The following is a 14,949-nucleotide window of genomic DNA, read 5'->3' on the forward strand; positions in this document are numbered from 1 at the left end:
GATATCACAAAAAGGCAGATCAGGAGTAAACCCTGATCTGCCTTTTGCTTGTTCGTATGGTTTAAAAGCAGAAAAAATATTATTGCGGCGGCTGAAGATCCTCGATAGAATCAATCGGCACATAGGATGGAACGACAAGTCCGGACATAACGCCAGTCATGCTGGTTCCGATGTCATCCACCTTATCCTTGTATTGAGCCCAATAATCAGCATGCGTCAATGGAAGCCAAGCGGCTGCGGTAGCATCTACACTTCCGCTGGCCACGCCAGTCCACATCGGGCCGATTTCCACTTGCAGAGCTGTTACTTTATAGCCCAATTTTTGTTCCAATACATATTTCAATACGTTCGTACTGGCAATTTCAGAATCCCAAGCAGCGTAGCTTAGCTTCAAAGGATCGCCGTTGACGGGCTGCAGACCCTTGATCCATTCCTGAACCTTGTCAGGATGTTTATCAGCCCAATTCTTGGCAGCCTGCTGTGGGGCAGTACCGTCCTGAATCGCGATCATCACTTCACCCATATCTTCAGCAGTCCACTTAAATCGGCTTAGAAATTCATAAGCCACAGGAGCATCCTGCTTCAAGCCTTTGCGGGCGATTGTATGAATTTCTTCCTTATCACCGTACGCCTTTTTAGGATCTTTCAAGTATTTCAAATCATATTTATTAAACATCCAGTGAGGAGTCCAACCTGTTACGACGATAGGCTGCTTGGCTTTGATAGCTTTATCCAGTGTAGCAGTCATAGCAGCTCCAGAGCTTTCAAGCAGCTTCCAGTCGGATAAGCCATAGTCATTCATAGCTTTAGCGGTCAGCTTCATTAGTCCGGCGCCAGGGTCGGTACCGACAATGCGGTAGCCGACCTCTTTGCCAAAGTCCCCAGTTGTGGCGGAAGCCGGAGCCGCTTCGGCTCCGTTATCCTGCAAATCAGTAATCGATTTAACATCCATGTAAGCTGGAACGACCAATCCGGTTTTAACACCGCTCATATTAGCCCCAAGATCGTCGAGCTTATCCTTGTATTTAGCCCAGTAATCCGCATGTGTTAACGGCAGCCATGCAGCCGGTGAAGCATCTACATCACCACTAGCGACACCCGTCCACATAGGACCTGCTTCAACTTGAAGTGCGGTTACTTTGTAACCCAGTTTGTTCTCCAAAATATAACTTAGCAAATTGGTGCTGGCAATTTCAGAATCCCAAGCCACATAACTTAGCTTGAAGGTGTCACCATTGACAGGTTGCAGTCCTTGAGTCCATTCCTGAACCTTGTCGGCATGTTTCTCCGCCCAATCCTTGGCAGCTTGCTCAGGACTGGTTCCGGCTTGAATGGCGACCATCATTTCACCCATATCTTCTGGTGTCCATTTGAAACGTTTTAGAAACTCATAAGCGATAGGAGCATCCTGCTGCAAGCCTTTACGGGCAATCGTATGAATCCCCTCGGCTTCACCATAAGACTTCTTAGGGTCTTCCAAATATTTGAGATCATACTTGTTGAACATCCAGTGTGGAGTCCAACCTGTAATAATGATCGGTTTTTTCGCTTTAATGGCTTTGTCCAGTGTGGCCGTCATAGCTGCACCGGAACCTTCAACCAGCTTCCAATCAGACAAATTGTAGTCTTGAATTGCTTTGGCAGTCGATTTCATAATGCCTGCCCCGGCATCAATACCGATAATTTTGTAACCGACTTCTTCGCCAACCGGGTTGGCAGCAGCGTTACCTTTGCCAGATGCGGAATGATCTGTACCCACAAAATATTGGGATGCACCAGCGATCAAAATGACAGCTGTAACTGCAGAAGTAATCCATACTTTTTGCTTGCTGGATACGCGGCTTTTGCCTTTTTGCGTAGGTTTAAACAGGTTTTGCGTAAAACGGTCAAGCACAATAGCCAGAACGACAACAGCTAAGCCGGCTTCAAAACCTTTACCGATTTGCAGCTGTGTCACAGCACGGTACACAACAGCACCGATGCCTTCCGCACCGATCATGGAAGCAATGACAACCATAGACAGTGACAGCATAATCGTCTGGTTAATACCAGCCATTAAGGTAGGCAATGCAAGTGGAAGCTGAACTTTGAACAGCTTTTGCGCAGATGTTGAACCAAAAGCGTCTGATGCTTCGATCAGCTCACCCGATACTTGCATAATCCCCAAGTTGGTCATGCGAATGGTTGGGGGGATAGCAAAGATAACAGATGCGATAACACCCGGCACAACACCCAGGCTGAAAAAGGTAACCGCTGGGAGCAAGTACACGAACGCAGGCATCGTCTGCATAAAATCAAGTAAAGGCGTGATAATGCGTGATGCCGATTTACTGTATGCACACCAGATCCCGATGGGAATCCCGATAACAATGGATACGAGCGCAGACGTGATGACCAGTCCGAGCGTATTCATTGTTTCACTCCAATAACCAAGATTATCAATCAGCAGGAAGCCGATGACAGTAAATAGCGTAAGCTGAACCCGCCCGATCATAAAGGCGATAATCCCGATGATTACGATGAACACCAGAGGGTGCGGAAGCATGAACAGGCCTGAGAAAAAGCCAACTACAGCTTCTATAATGGAAGAAATAACATTAAACAATCCAGCCAGATGAATACCCATCCAGTCTACAATGGATTGAATCCACTCAGCGATTGGCAGTTTCGGTATCATGGGCATTCACCTCCTTCGTAGTGGTAACATCTCCACCAAGTGCGCCGAGCAATGCTCCACGGACGATAACGCCCAGCAGCTTTTGCTTGTCATCGACCACAGCCAGCGGCACCTTGGACGAGCTTGTAATTTCAAATAAATCATTAATGACTGTCTCGGCAGCAACCTGCGGTCCGTCCGTGATCAAAATATCTTCAATTTTCAAATTATTGCGCAGTGCATGAACAGCATCCTCGGCGTTAATAACACCCAGTAGCTTTTTGGTGCGGTCAATGACGAACAAATTGGAAATCCCACGCTCCCGCATCAATTCCAGAGCCACACGCGGACCACGATCCATGGTGATGGTTTCTGGACGAAGCATGACATGAGCAGCCGTCAATACCTTGGACAGATCCACATCCTCGACGAAGCGGGCTACATAAGAGTTAGCCGGTTGGATCATAATTTCTTCCGGTGTACCGATTTGTACGACCGCACCGTCTCGCATCAATGCAATCCGGTCACCAATCCGCAGCGCTTCATCCAGATCATGGGTGATAAACACAATGGTTTTCTTCATTTTATCTTGAAGCTCCAACAGCTCATCCTGCATGTCACGGCGAATGAGAGGGTCCAATGCACTGAATGCTTCATCCATCAGGAGCACTTCAGGGTCATTAGCCAGCGCCCGTGCCAGACCGACACGCTGTTGCATACCGCCACTTAATTCATCGGGCATTTTATCGCCCCAGTTTTTAAGACCAACCAGTTCCAGCGCTTGTTGCGCCTTTTCCTGACGCTGTGCTTTTTCTACCTTTTGAATTTCAAGACCATATTCTACATTTTCTAGTACAGTCCGATGTGGGAACAGGGCGAATTTTTGAAAAACCATGCTGATGGTTTTACGACGAACTTCGCGAAGTTGTTCTTTGTTCATCTTACGGAGATCTTTGCCGTGGACCAGAATTTCACCAGAGGTAGGCTCAATCAAGCGATTTAGCATTCGCACTAAAGTAGACTTGCCACTGCCCGATAGCCCCATAATTACGAAAATTTCACCTTGCTTAATTTCCATGTTGGCCTTATTGACACCAACAGTAATCTGTTTTTCTTTGGCCAACTTTTCCTTGCCCCAGCCTTGCTCCAGGAGCGGAACACCTTGCTCTGCGTGAGGACCAAAGAGTTTGCTGACATTTTTGACTTCCAAAATCGTCATACATACACCTCTTCTTTCTATACTTTGCTTGGTATTAACCCCATGTTGCATTAAGGATTGAGTATAAAAATCATAATTCTGAACATCCTGAACGGTTAATGACAAAATTAATTGTAACAGAAGCATTGCTTACATTTCAAACAAAAAAACTGTTCATAAAGTACGTACAGAAAAAACTGTACAAAGTTTCCTTCGATATGCTCCTTCGTTCTATAGAATGCTCAAACATTCGGAACTTTACAACCGATAGTGCTTTTTTTAAAATAGACAATGAAATATAACCATAAGAAAAAGATTTATGTATATCCATAATTTAAAAAGTTTACTATCATTAGCAATTTTGCGAATTATGATTTTGAACGACCCATGCTGTTGTAATATAGACAGAAGCTTTGCTTTTGAAACATTTCATTTATTGTTGAAAGATTTCATATATTGCGTCAAAGCTAATCTTTTACGGGTAAATCGTTCATACTAGGTTGTGCAAAATGCTCTAAAATTAGGAGGTTGCAAGCATGAGCTTGTACCAGTTAGGTGATGAGCAGCAGGCTTCGCTGCAAAAAATTCGCAAACGTGTCATAGAAGCTATAGGTAAAAACATGGACCTGTATGGGATTACTTTGTCTGCGGGGCATTTATACGGTTTGCTTTTTTTTGCGGATAAACCAATGACGCTGGACGAGATGGGCCGTGAAATGGAAATGAGCAAAACGAGCATGAGTACAGGAGTTCGCACATTATTGGATCTGAAAATGGTAAATAAGGTATGGAGCAAAGGCTCACGCAAGGATTTGTATGAAGTTGAATATGACTGGCATCAAACATTTACTGACTTCTTCGCTATTAAATGGAGAAAAGCGGTAGAAACAAATTTACTGGTACTGCGCAAAGCCATTGATGAGCTGGACAGATTGATGAATCAGGGTGAAGAGTACGAGGAATTTAAGGCGATTCTTCAGCAAGATCGTATGAAAATGAAGCAGGCCGTCGCTTATTACAAGTGGCTAGATCGACTAATTGACTCTATGGAAAGCGAAGAAATTTACAAGCTGATTCCAAAAGAAGAAGTTCGGGATTAATCGCTATTTCCCTATCTTGTTTATAAAAATGCCGGAGCGCAAAAGTGCTTCCGGTATTTTTTGGTTTGGCCGTGTGCAAAGGGTATAATAGAGATATGTAAAGATTGATATTATACCGTTGTGTTGAACATACGAAATAAAGGGGGCTTCATAATGGAAAGTATTACGGTACATACTCGTTTAGGTCAATTACGTGGGGAAACGGGAAATGGATATCATGTGTGGAAAGGTATCCCATATGCACAGCCTCCTGTTGGAAAACTACGTTTTCACGCGCCCCAGCCTTTGGAGTCTTGGGAGGGTGTGCGGGCTGCGACGAGTTTTGGGCCAATCTGTCCGCAACCTATGCCATCCGCTGAAAGTATGACTGGAAATCTGGTGGAGCCGCCTGAGCAGTCAGAGGATTGCTTATACCTGAACGTTTGGACACCTGCTTCGAAGACTCCTGAGAAGGGACGTCCAGTGATGGTGTGGATTCATGGCGGTGCCTTTGTCACGGGGTCCGGGATTATACCTTTATATGACGGGGAACGCATGGCGAAGAATGGCGATGTTGTGGTTGTTACGATCAATTATCGATTGGGGCCGTTAGGATTTTTGCATCTGACTCCAAAGGGAGATGGCCTGACCTCTAATGCGGGACTACTGGATCAGATCGCTGCGCTGGAATGGGTTAGGGATCACATCTCTGCCTTTGGCGGCAATCCGGACGAAGTGACGGTGTTCGGTGAATCAGCAGGCGCGATGAGTATTGCCGCTTTATTGGCGATGCCAGCAGCTAAAGGACTGTTCCAGCGTGCAATTTTGCAGAGCGGTGCGTCGCAGGTATTGCCAACTTCACAGGCCGAGCAAGTGACGGCTGTGTATCTACAGCAGCTGGGTGTGGACACTCAGCATCCAGAGAGGTTGTTTAGCCTGCCGACAGATGCGCTGATGCTAGCGATGGCGAAGACGCATGAAGTCATCGGACCAGGGATGGCGATGATCTATCAACCCGTTGTGGACGGTGTGACCTTGCCAGATGTACCCCTGTCTGCAATCGCGCAAGGTTCAGCAAAGCAGGTTTCCGTTTTGATTGGAACGAACTTGCATGAGGGGGGCTATTTCATCCGAAAAGAATCCCATCTAATGAACAAGTCGACAGCGAGACAGGCATTGGAAATGATGACGGGCATGTCAGACATCGGCGACCTGATAGAACCTTTTCCGGTTACGATTGAGGGACAGGCGCAAATGTTGACCGATCTATTTTTTTGGCGTCCTGCGTTGGCTCTTGCTGTTGCACAGTCGGCGCATGCGCCTGTATGGATGTATCGTTTTGATTGGACATTGCCGGGGCATCCTACCTTTGGACAAGCGGTTCACGGTGCAGAGATTGCGTTTGTTTTCGATAATCTGGAGCTGCTAGATAAGCTTGGATTAGAGATTCAACCTTCGATGCAGAAGCTGGCTCAAGATATGCAGCAGGCATGGGTTGCTTTTGCACGTGATGGGAAGCCAGTGCTGTCCGAGGGGGCTTGGCCGATGTACGACAGAGAAGAGCGGACTACAGCTATTTTCCATCAGAATATTAAGGTGGAGCACGACCCTGAAGGAGATAGACGCCGTCATTTAACCGGTCAGATGACCCTATAAGTAACAAGAGAGAGCATATCAAGAACTCAAATGTAAAAAGCCTTCGCCCGTAATTTGTATACGGACGAAGGCTTTTGTTAGTAGTAAGTTAAATCTTAAATCGCTTAACCAGCTGTTGCAAATCCTGCGCCATGTTGGACAACTCCTGTGACGAAGAGGCAATTTCCTCCATAGCTGCCATTTGTTCCTGAGCAGCAGCAGATGTTGTCTGCGAGCTGTCCGCCGAATTGCGAGACAGGCTTGCCAAATGGGTAACAGTGGCGGAGACTTCCTCTGTACTGGCTGAGATTTGTTCAGCAGCAGCGGACACACTTTGAATTTGTTCCACGATATGAGAAGTAGAGCGCTCAATATTCGTAAATGCACCTTCTGCATCTTGGCTAATACGCATACCTTCACCTACCTGGTTACGAACATTACCGTTCATGGTAGCGGTAGAGCGTTGAATCAAATCGAGCATCTGAGTAATAATCTGACTGATGGAATCCGCGCTTTCCTTGGATTGCTCAGACAGCTTGCGTACCTCTATAGCGACTACGGCAAATCCACGCCCGGCTTCGCCAGCTCTGGAAGCTTCAATAGACGCGTTCAGAGACAACAAATTGGTTTGCTTGGCAATGGCGGCAATAGCCGTATTCATCTGCTTCGCATCGTCCGAGAGCTGGGATAGCTCATCCATTAAGCTAGCCGTTTGGCTGACAGCCTCCAGAATACGGTCCATTTGGGTCCGTACACTACTGATCATTTGGCTGCCTTGAGCCACATCATGCTCGGTTTGTCCTGCTGAATCCACGATGGAGCTTGCCGATTCGGCAATGGTGCTGACACCCTTCGCCATTTCTTCAACGGCATTAGCGGTCTGCTCGGATGCCTCGGCGCTGGTGGCTGCATTTTCCGCGGATTCCATAACCGTTTCCGCTACATGTTGTACGGACTCCGTCGTTTGCTCTGTGCTTTCCTTGATTATCAGGGAAGAGGAAGCAAGTCGGGAGGAGGTTTGGTTGACCTCTGAGACCATCGTATGCAAGGAATGCGTCATCTGGTCAAAATTCTGTGCCAGTTCGCCGAACTCATCCTTGCTGGATAGATTAACACGTTCGGTCAGATTTCCGTCACGGACGATGCGTGTTCCTGCTTGCAGCTTGCGCAGCGGAATTAAGAATGAGCGGACCATAAGCACAATGATGATCGCCGCGGCAAGTATGGAAATAACAATCACAATCAGGCTTTGTTTCAGAATTGGTTGGGCTGCATCACTATAATCCTCCAGATCCGACAGTGCGACAATGCTCCAACCGGTGAGAGGGTCCTTAAGTGTAAAGGCCAGCATATCTCGATTCATAAATTGAATTTGCGACATGGAAGGAGTATCATTTTCGACGGTTGTCGCCACTTCGGGAAGTCCTTCTATGGCGTCAGCCGCTTTTTTGCCTGTCTTGTTGAAAGCTGTTCCAGTCCCAGATACAACTTTATGTTCAGAATCAACAATAATGAGTCCTCCGCGCTCACCAATCTTAACAGACTGCAGACTTTCACTCATTTTGTCCAGGTTCAAAGCCAGGGCAACAGCTCCTTCACCGTCCTCCAGCGTTCCCGATATATTAACGACTAAATTCCCTGTCGTGACGCTGGCAACTGGAACACCGACGAATACTTTACCCTTTTCCAGCATCGCGTTTTTGTACCATTTTCTCTCCCTGGGATCATAATCGGACTCCTGTTTTTTCGGCGAACGTATGTATTGCCCCTTCTCATTGCCGAGAAGCGCTGCATCTAGCTCGGGGTGAGCCTTGACGATAACATCTAACTTTTTCTGAAGGGTCTCTTGGTTGGTACCAATGGAATCAGAATTGATTTCAGTGGTAAGCACGTCCAGGTCTTTCATAATAGGCGCTACATACTGATTGACATTGCTCCGGATCAGATACAGATTCGTGTATACGGAACCGCCCATTTGCTGACTGAGTTGTGTCGTAGCCCCCTGATAAGAAAAGTACCCGATAAGTACGCTCGGAATCAATAACACAGCTAAAAAAGATATTATTAATCTTGTCCTCATTAAATAAAACTGCTTGAGAAACCTGTTCCACCACGGAACTGTTTGTTTTGTTTTAGTCATAGTTCTTGCTCCTCTGTGTCTGATGATCACTACATTGTTTTATTCGACATAAACCGACGAATTTTATAGATGTAATCATTGGGAAACGAGAAATAGTAGCATATTTTAGACACTTTTTTTGAAAAACAGGTCTAAAGAACTATGATTAATATTAATGCGAACACATAAAAAGCCAAATCGGAGATGCAAAAGCATCTTCACAATTTGGCTTGGGTGAGTCATGAAGGGGACATTGAACTGTTAATTTTTTTGCTGACGTGAAATCATAAAGAGCGTAATCCAGATGAGCATAAAACCAGTCAATTGCGCTACAGTAACGATTTGCTGAAATGCGATCCAATTAATCACGACCCCCACCATGGGAAAGCTCAATTCTGCCATCGTAGCATAAGACGCTTTGGTCGTACTTAAGCCTTTGTAATACAGCAATAAGCTAAGAAGACCCGGAAGCAATGCCTGCAATAGCAAGTTGATAATCACAGCTGCGCCTGCCCATGTACCGGCAGGCATATTCCATGGCGCATGCTCTACAGAGGTGAGGACAATCAGCAGAGGGAGCGCCACCATGAAGCGGAGGGAGGTTACCGTTTCATATTTCATTGAACGAAGCAAGTAGCTTCCCATGACTGTCGAACCGCCCCACAGAACCGCTGCACCCAGTGCAAGTAGACTACCGACCTGGGCAAAATCACGAACATGCCCGAAGGGGAGCGACCAACCGAAGGTCAGAAGATACGTCCCGAACAGAGCGACGACAATTAATAATCCAAAATGACGCGGCAGCATTTCCTTCAATATAACGCGGGCCAGAATAATAGCGACCAATGGTTGAAGCTTCTGGAGTAAGAGTACAGCATTCAGATCACCGTTGCTGAGCGCCATGGTAAAAATCACGCTGGCCAGAGCCGAGCCGCCCCACGAGACGAACAAAATAGCGAAAACTTGACGAAGCCGTACCGCTTTGAGTTCCTCACGATGTTTCCACAGCATCGGTGTCAGAGCAAGGAAAAGCAGCATATGCTCCATTAGTACAATTTGTGTTGAAGTAAATGATTTTAGCAAAATAATACGAAACAGCGGATCAGCGCCCCACAAGGCTGCTCCTATTGCGACCAGCCAAAAACCGCTTTTCATGTGGGAGCTATGATCAAAACCTTTGGATGTTAGTACAGTAGAAGATTGACTCATACTCAATTAGCTCCTTGCGAATACAGGACCGGTGGCACAAAAACCCCCGTCCATGGCGAAAGCCATGCAAGACGGGGGTTGATCAAATAAACTTGCCGCTTTATGCAAGTTAAATGAAGTTACTGCAAAACCAATAAGCAGCATTCATCCACTTCGCGGCATGTTGATATTTCGATCTTCTTCCATCCGGACTTTACCGTCGGCTTTGGCATCTCACCAAATCAGTCTGTATCCTGTTGCTAGATACAGAGTCGCGGGCTTAGCTCCATGAGCCATACCGCCGGTTGGGAATCTCACCCTACCCCGAAGATCCTTATTCCGTTTTTTAATTTCTCCTATAGGATATACCTGTTTTAGAATGAAGTCCAGTGAAAAATGTGTGTATATCTAACAATGATTTTCATCTATTTTTCGAAAGCGTTTTACTAAGTTACATACTACGAAGCAATATCCTTATACTCAATACGTCGAATCGCAGCATAAGCCACAAGCATTCCCAGTATAGAGAAGCCGATTTGCACGGGGGCAATGGAGCTGAGTGTAGCGCCGTTATTATTGGAGAAAAGCAATGCTACAATCAGAATTGAGGTCACAATGGTGGTGGGTACAGAGTATCTTCGCATCCCCATATACAGCGGAATCAGCCCCATAAAACTGGCAGCAACGGCATTGATCAGCGTCCGTGCTGATTGTTGACCCAGTATCGAAAGAGTAAGGTTATCGGGTACAATCAAGACAAACTGGTTGAGCAGATGAATAGCAGCCGTAATGATTATTTCCGAAATAATAATAGACAAGAAGGTAAACAGCAGCACAACCAAGAGCTTGGCGATCATCAGCTTCTGACGGTGAATCGGATACATGAACAGGATCGTAATCGATTTGGACTTAAATTCCCCTACGATAAAGCGGCACAGGAGAACGGAGGCAAACACAATAAATGTGGCTCTGACCAGCATGTCCATGAGATCGAGAAGCTGAGTGTACTGTGTAAATTCGGGTATTCCTGTACTTTGGCTGTCCAGCGCGATGATACAGAGCAGCCCAAGAATGCATGCATTGGCGATCAGTGCTGAACGGATATAACCCGCCAGATGAAATTTTTTGAGCTCCAGTTGCATCAACTTAAGCATGAAGATCACCTCCGTTTAACAGCCGCAAAAAGTAGTCTTCCAGCGTACTGCTTTTCTGATGAATGGAATCCACTTCTATATCATTTAAAATGAGCGTCTTCGTAATTTGCTTCTGCGGTACATTTGAATCGTAAATACGTATACTCTGTTCATTGAGCACCCTTATATTATTCAGATTCAGATGATGGGAGAGGACGTAGGCCGCCTTTTTACAATCGTTGGTCGTAAATTCAATGTATTCCGTATTGGTTTCCCGCACCTGCTCCATCGACACTTCCTCAATCAGCCTTCCGTGATTAATCACGCCTACCGTATCCGCAATCTGCTCTATTTCCGCTAAAATATGACTGGACACGAGCAGAGTCATCCCATATTCCTTGCATAGCATGTGGAATAATTGGCGGATTTCCTTGATTCCCACGGGGTCCAGACCATTAATCGGTTCATCCAAAATGAGTAGCTCTGGCTTAGTCGCAATAGCGCGGGCAATCCCGAGGCGCTGTTTCATTCCCAGTGAAAAGTCTTTTACCGACTTGTCACCCGCATTCTGCAAGTTCACTAATTCTAGGGCATCTCGGACAGCCTGCTTATTATAGTAGCCCATGTATTCACAATGAAGTTCCAGATTTTGCTGCGCCGTCAGCCTGTCATAAAAAATCGGGTATTCAATAATCGAACCCATCCGTCCGAGCAGATGATACGACTTTGGCGTTAATTTCTCACCGAATAATTCAATTTCACCCGATGTCGGCTTGAGTAAATTCGTAATCATTTTCATTATCGTTGTCTTGCCTGCCCCGTTGGGGCCGAGAAAGCCATAGGTTTCTCCCTTGCGCACATTCATGCTGACTCCTGCTACAATTTCGTTGCCCTTCAGGGCTTTGGTCAACTGATGTGTACGTATTACGTAAGTCATGGGTGTTCTCCCTTCGTATACTGCTGATAATTCAAGGATAAAGGGCGAAATGTTCATTTTTCTTTCGTGATTCTTACAAATTTATTAAGTTGAGTATGTTGAGTTCGATTAATAGTTGATTTTCTTCAATGTAAAAGAGAAGACTGTCCGCTCATAAGGTCTACTGGTCAATTGAATTTCTCCGTTCATCGTTTCAACCAGACGTTTGGCAATCGTAAGGCCCAGTCCGCTGCCTTGTACCGCCTTATTGCGGGAGTCCTCCAGTGTGTACATACGTTCAAAAACTTTATCTTGCTCAGATTCCTGTATGCCTTTGCCACGATCCCATACCTCTATACGCACTGTATCCTGCTGTTCTGACAGCGTCAGGCCTAGCGTCCGTCCATCTGCCCCGTAGCGAATGGCGTTCGAGATCAGATTATTCAGCACCCGCCCAATCGCTCCTTCGTTCCCCAAGGCATGAATGGGGTACTCCGGGATCTCAATATGCACAGTAAACCCCTGTGCAGTCAGCAGGTCATAAAACTCTAAAATGCTGCGTCTGCACAGTTCTCCCACTTCCAGTCGTGTCAACGGAATATCCGTATCATTAGCTTCCAGTTTCGCCAAATTAAAAAAGCTTCCGATCAACTCAATCGCTTCGCTTGTCTTTTGATGAATTTTGGATAGCAGCTTTATACGTTCTTCCGGCAAAATAGTCGGATCGCCATCCAGCATCTCGGCATATCCAAGCACAACCGTAAGCGGGGTCTTGAGATCGTGTGAAATGTTCGAAATCATTTTGCGCATAGCAATTTGGCTACGGTTGTAATCTGCAGACACTCTGAGATTCAAGTCCAGCAGTCGATTAATTTCCGTCATGAGTCGTTGCAGTTCAACGTCACCTGTGACATATAGCAGCTTTTCCGCATGATTCACCGTCACTATTCGCTCTAGTAGGGCTCGGATATCCCTTATTTTGCGCTTATTGGCCATACGCTCCCGCCAAAGCCATACTATAACGACTGACATGATGAGACCGACAATCCATTCAGAAATGTTTTCGATGTTCATATCAGCCATTCTCCCATTTGTAGCCAATGCCCCATAGCGTTTTAATGTGGACAGGATGAGAGGGATCTTCTTCAATTTTCTCACGCAGGCGGCGAATATGGACGTTAATCACGTTCTCGTCGCCCATATAATCGTCCTTCCAAATAAATCCGTATAATTGTGCTTTTGTAAATACCCGGTTTGGATTGGCTACAAACAGCTTCAAAATATCGGATTCTTTGGCTGTTAGCTGAATTTCGTTTTCATTGCGTATGACTGTAAAATGATCAAAATCAATGCACAGACTGCCGTAGGTCAAAACTTGTGCTTGCGGCTGTTCCTCCTGCTGTTGCTGACGGGCATATGTAGTAGATCTTCGGATCGCGGACTGAATACGAGCGGTCATTTCCAGCATTGAAAAAGGTTTGGCAATATAATCGTCTGCCCCAAAGCCCAGTCCAAGCGCTTTATCCACGTCGCTGTCCTTGGCTGACATAATCAGAATCGGGACGGCGCTATGGGTACGAATTCGTCGAATCACCTCCATACCGTCCACCTTCGGCATCATCAAATCCACCAGTACCAGATCATAGGTATGACGTTCAAAGGCAAGAAGCCCCTCTTCCCCGTCATAGGCAGTGGTTAGGCTGTATCCTTCCTTAGTGAGTGCTTTAAGTAGCATTTCGGCAATGGATAGATCGTCTTCAATAAGTAAAATATGCTGTGGCATAGGTGTGGAACACCCCTAATTTTTAGATTAAGCTCGTGTGACGAACTGTACCTGAATTATATAGAGCAGTGGAGGGGATTTCCATAAAAAATATCCAAAGAAAAAATGGAAACTCCCTGGATCGTCCCAGGGAGTTACGTAATCAGCTGTGTCTGGCAATATATCTTTCCTCTATTATACTGAAAGAGTTTATAATCCGGTGTTTGGAATACGGTGTTATGATATACGTGACATGCTTTATGCAAGAAATCAGGTATGTCTAATCACGAGCTACGGCACAGGACCGTCAATAAAGGAGAGCAAAGATGTTTGTCATACGGGGAACACAAAAACTGCTGAAGGAATGGGAGACTGAACCACTTCAAGTTGACATTTATCCGCCTTTAAATAGTTGGCATGCCAGCTTATTTTTACTGAATCGAAGAAAAAATATAGTGTTTATGCATGATATATCCCGCTTAAGCATCACGCTGTTTGGGATTAAAAAATCGCAGTACAAAAACTTGCCGACTCTTTTTATACAAGCCTTGAAGGAATTAATGATCAGCGAAGGGTTTGATGAGCAGATCGTGAAGGCATACACACAGGAAGGCGAGCAGATGCTGGCAACTACGACGAATAGACATAGTGTGTTGGTAACCTTAGATGAGATTATATTTATTATGAAGGAACTGGATATGGAGCATGGGTGCGAACTGGAAAAAAACCAGTGGAATAACCGGATTGTTTTCAAAACTGTTGAATACAAGTACCCTGTTGATGTTTTTAAAGAAGTGCTGGAAAAGCATTATAAACTAGAGCGTATTTGAGAAATTTATGATTTTACGAAATGAGTTCCATTTATTCCCTCTGTCCTATATAATCTAATATAGTTCTAAAAGACTATATAAAGAGAGGTAAGGGGTAAATGAAGATTAAATTAAGAAATAAAACTGGAATGATCAAGGAACGCAAAGTAGGTTTTTCATGGACTACGCTCTTTTTCGGTTTTTTCCCTGCGTTGTTTAGAGGGGATTGGAAGTGGGCTGTTATTATTTTTCTGGTATCGATCCTTACGAGTGGGGCGTCCAACTTTGTATTTTGCTTCATTTATAATCGCTTACATATTAATGATCTGCTGTCCCAAGGCTATGGCCCTGCTACTAAGAAATCCCAATCTATCCTGATTTCTAAGGGATTTATTGCTGAAAATTACGCTGCTAACTTTGCAGGTTAATTTGAGAGCTGTTTGTTAAACGAGAC

Annotated in this window: 12 protein-coding genes and 1 riboswitch; of the genes, 4 read left to right on the forward strand and 8 right to left on the reverse strand. The window is 45.4% G+C overall.

Features of this window, described 5'->3' with window-relative positions; all coding sequences use genetic code 11:
- Positions 1-79 precede the first annotated feature (79 nt).
- On the reverse strand, positions 80-2,677 hold the full coding sequence (locus G9G53_RS01415) for a glycine betaine ABC transporter substrate-binding protein (protein ID WP_165144883.1): 2,598 nt from the start codon (positions 2,675-2,677) through the stop codon (positions 80-82).
- The gene (locus G9G53_RS01420; protein WP_029516322.1) at positions 2,652-3,875 is read right to left on the reverse strand and encodes a quaternary amine ABC transporter ATP-binding protein; all 1,224 of its coding nucleotides are present in this window, start codon (positions 3,873-3,875) and stop codon (positions 2,652-2,654) included. Before G9G53_RS01420 ends, G9G53_RS01415 begins: the two co-directional genes overlap by 26 nt.
- A gap of 515 nt (positions 3,876-4,390) precedes the next feature.
- Between G9G53_RS01420 and G9G53_RS01425 the strand changes: the two genes are divergently transcribed.
- On the forward strand, positions 4,391-4,954 hold the full coding sequence (locus G9G53_RS01425; RefSeq protein ID WP_028543060.1) for a GbsR/MarR family transcriptional regulator: 564 nt from the start codon (positions 4,391-4,393) through the stop codon (positions 4,952-4,954).
- Between the two features lie 153 nt (positions 4,955-5,107).
- Complete coding sequence (locus G9G53_RS01430) at positions 5,108-6,589, forward strand: carboxylesterase/lipase family protein (RefSeq protein ID WP_165144885.1); 1,482 nt, start codon at positions 5,108-5,110, stop codon at positions 6,587-6,589.
- A gap of 88 nt (positions 6,590-6,677) precedes the next feature.
- On the opposite strand, the gene G9G53_RS01435 is transcribed toward G9G53_RS01430, so the two are convergent.
- The 6 genes from G9G53_RS01435 to G9G53_RS01460 form a co-directional block, all read right to left on the reverse strand.
- Positions 6,678-8,708 carry a methyl-accepting chemotaxis protein gene (locus G9G53_RS01435; RefSeq protein WP_165144886.1) on the reverse strand — a complete coding sequence of 677 codons (2,031 nt, stop codon included), beginning with the start codon at positions 8,706-8,708 and terminating at the stop codon, positions 6,678-6,680.
- A gap of 240 nt (positions 8,709-8,948) precedes the next feature.
- A complete protein-coding gene (locus G9G53_RS01440) occupies positions 8,949-9,896 on the reverse strand; it encodes a DMT family transporter (protein WP_165144889.1) in 948 nt (315 codons plus the stop codon).
- A gap of 170 nt (positions 9,897-10,066) precedes the next feature.
- Positions 10,067-10,211, reverse strand: a riboswitch (FMN riboswitch).
- Positions 10,212-10,333: 122 nt separating this feature from the next.
- Positions 10,334-11,029: an ABC transporter permease gene (locus tag G9G53_RS01445; RefSeq protein WP_165144892.1), complete on the reverse strand. Its 696-nt coding sequence runs from the start codon at positions 11,027-11,029 to the stop codon at positions 10,334-10,336.
- Positions 11,022-11,945, reverse strand: coding sequence for an ABC transporter ATP-binding protein (locus G9G53_RS01450; RefSeq protein ID WP_165144895.1), 924 nt, complete (start codon positions 11,943-11,945; stop codon positions 11,022-11,024). Before G9G53_RS01450 ends, G9G53_RS01445 begins: the two co-directional genes overlap by 8 nt.
- A gap of 108 nt (positions 11,946-12,053) precedes the next feature.
- On the reverse strand, positions 12,054-12,998 hold the full coding sequence (locus G9G53_RS01455; protein ID WP_049816929.1) for a sensor histidine kinase: 945 nt from the start codon (positions 12,996-12,998) through the stop codon (positions 12,054-12,056).
- 1 nt (position 12,999) lies between these two features.
- The gene (locus tag G9G53_RS01460) at positions 13,000-13,707 is read right to left on the reverse strand and encodes a response regulator transcription factor (RefSeq protein WP_029516330.1); all 708 of its coding nucleotides are present in this window, start codon (positions 13,705-13,707) and stop codon (positions 13,000-13,002) included.
- Positions 13,708-14,012: 305 nt separating this feature from the next.
- Between G9G53_RS01460 and G9G53_RS01465 the strand changes: the two genes are divergently transcribed.
- The gene (locus tag G9G53_RS01465; RefSeq protein ID WP_029516337.1) at positions 14,013-14,516 is read left to right on the forward strand and encodes a DUF6933 domain-containing protein; all 504 of its coding nucleotides are present in this window, start codon (positions 14,013-14,015) and stop codon (positions 14,514-14,516) included.
- 98 nt (positions 14,517-14,614) lie between these two features.
- Positions 14,615-14,923, forward strand: coding sequence for a hypothetical protein (locus G9G53_RS01470; protein WP_029516338.1), 309 nt, complete (start codon positions 14,615-14,617; stop codon positions 14,921-14,923).
- Positions 14,924-14,949: the final 26 nt, after the last annotated feature.

This window comes from Paenibacillus sp. EKM206P (assembly GCF_011066155.1).
GTDB lineage: Bacteria > Bacillota > Bacilli > Paenibacillales > Paenibacillaceae > Paenibacillus > Paenibacillus polymyxa_D.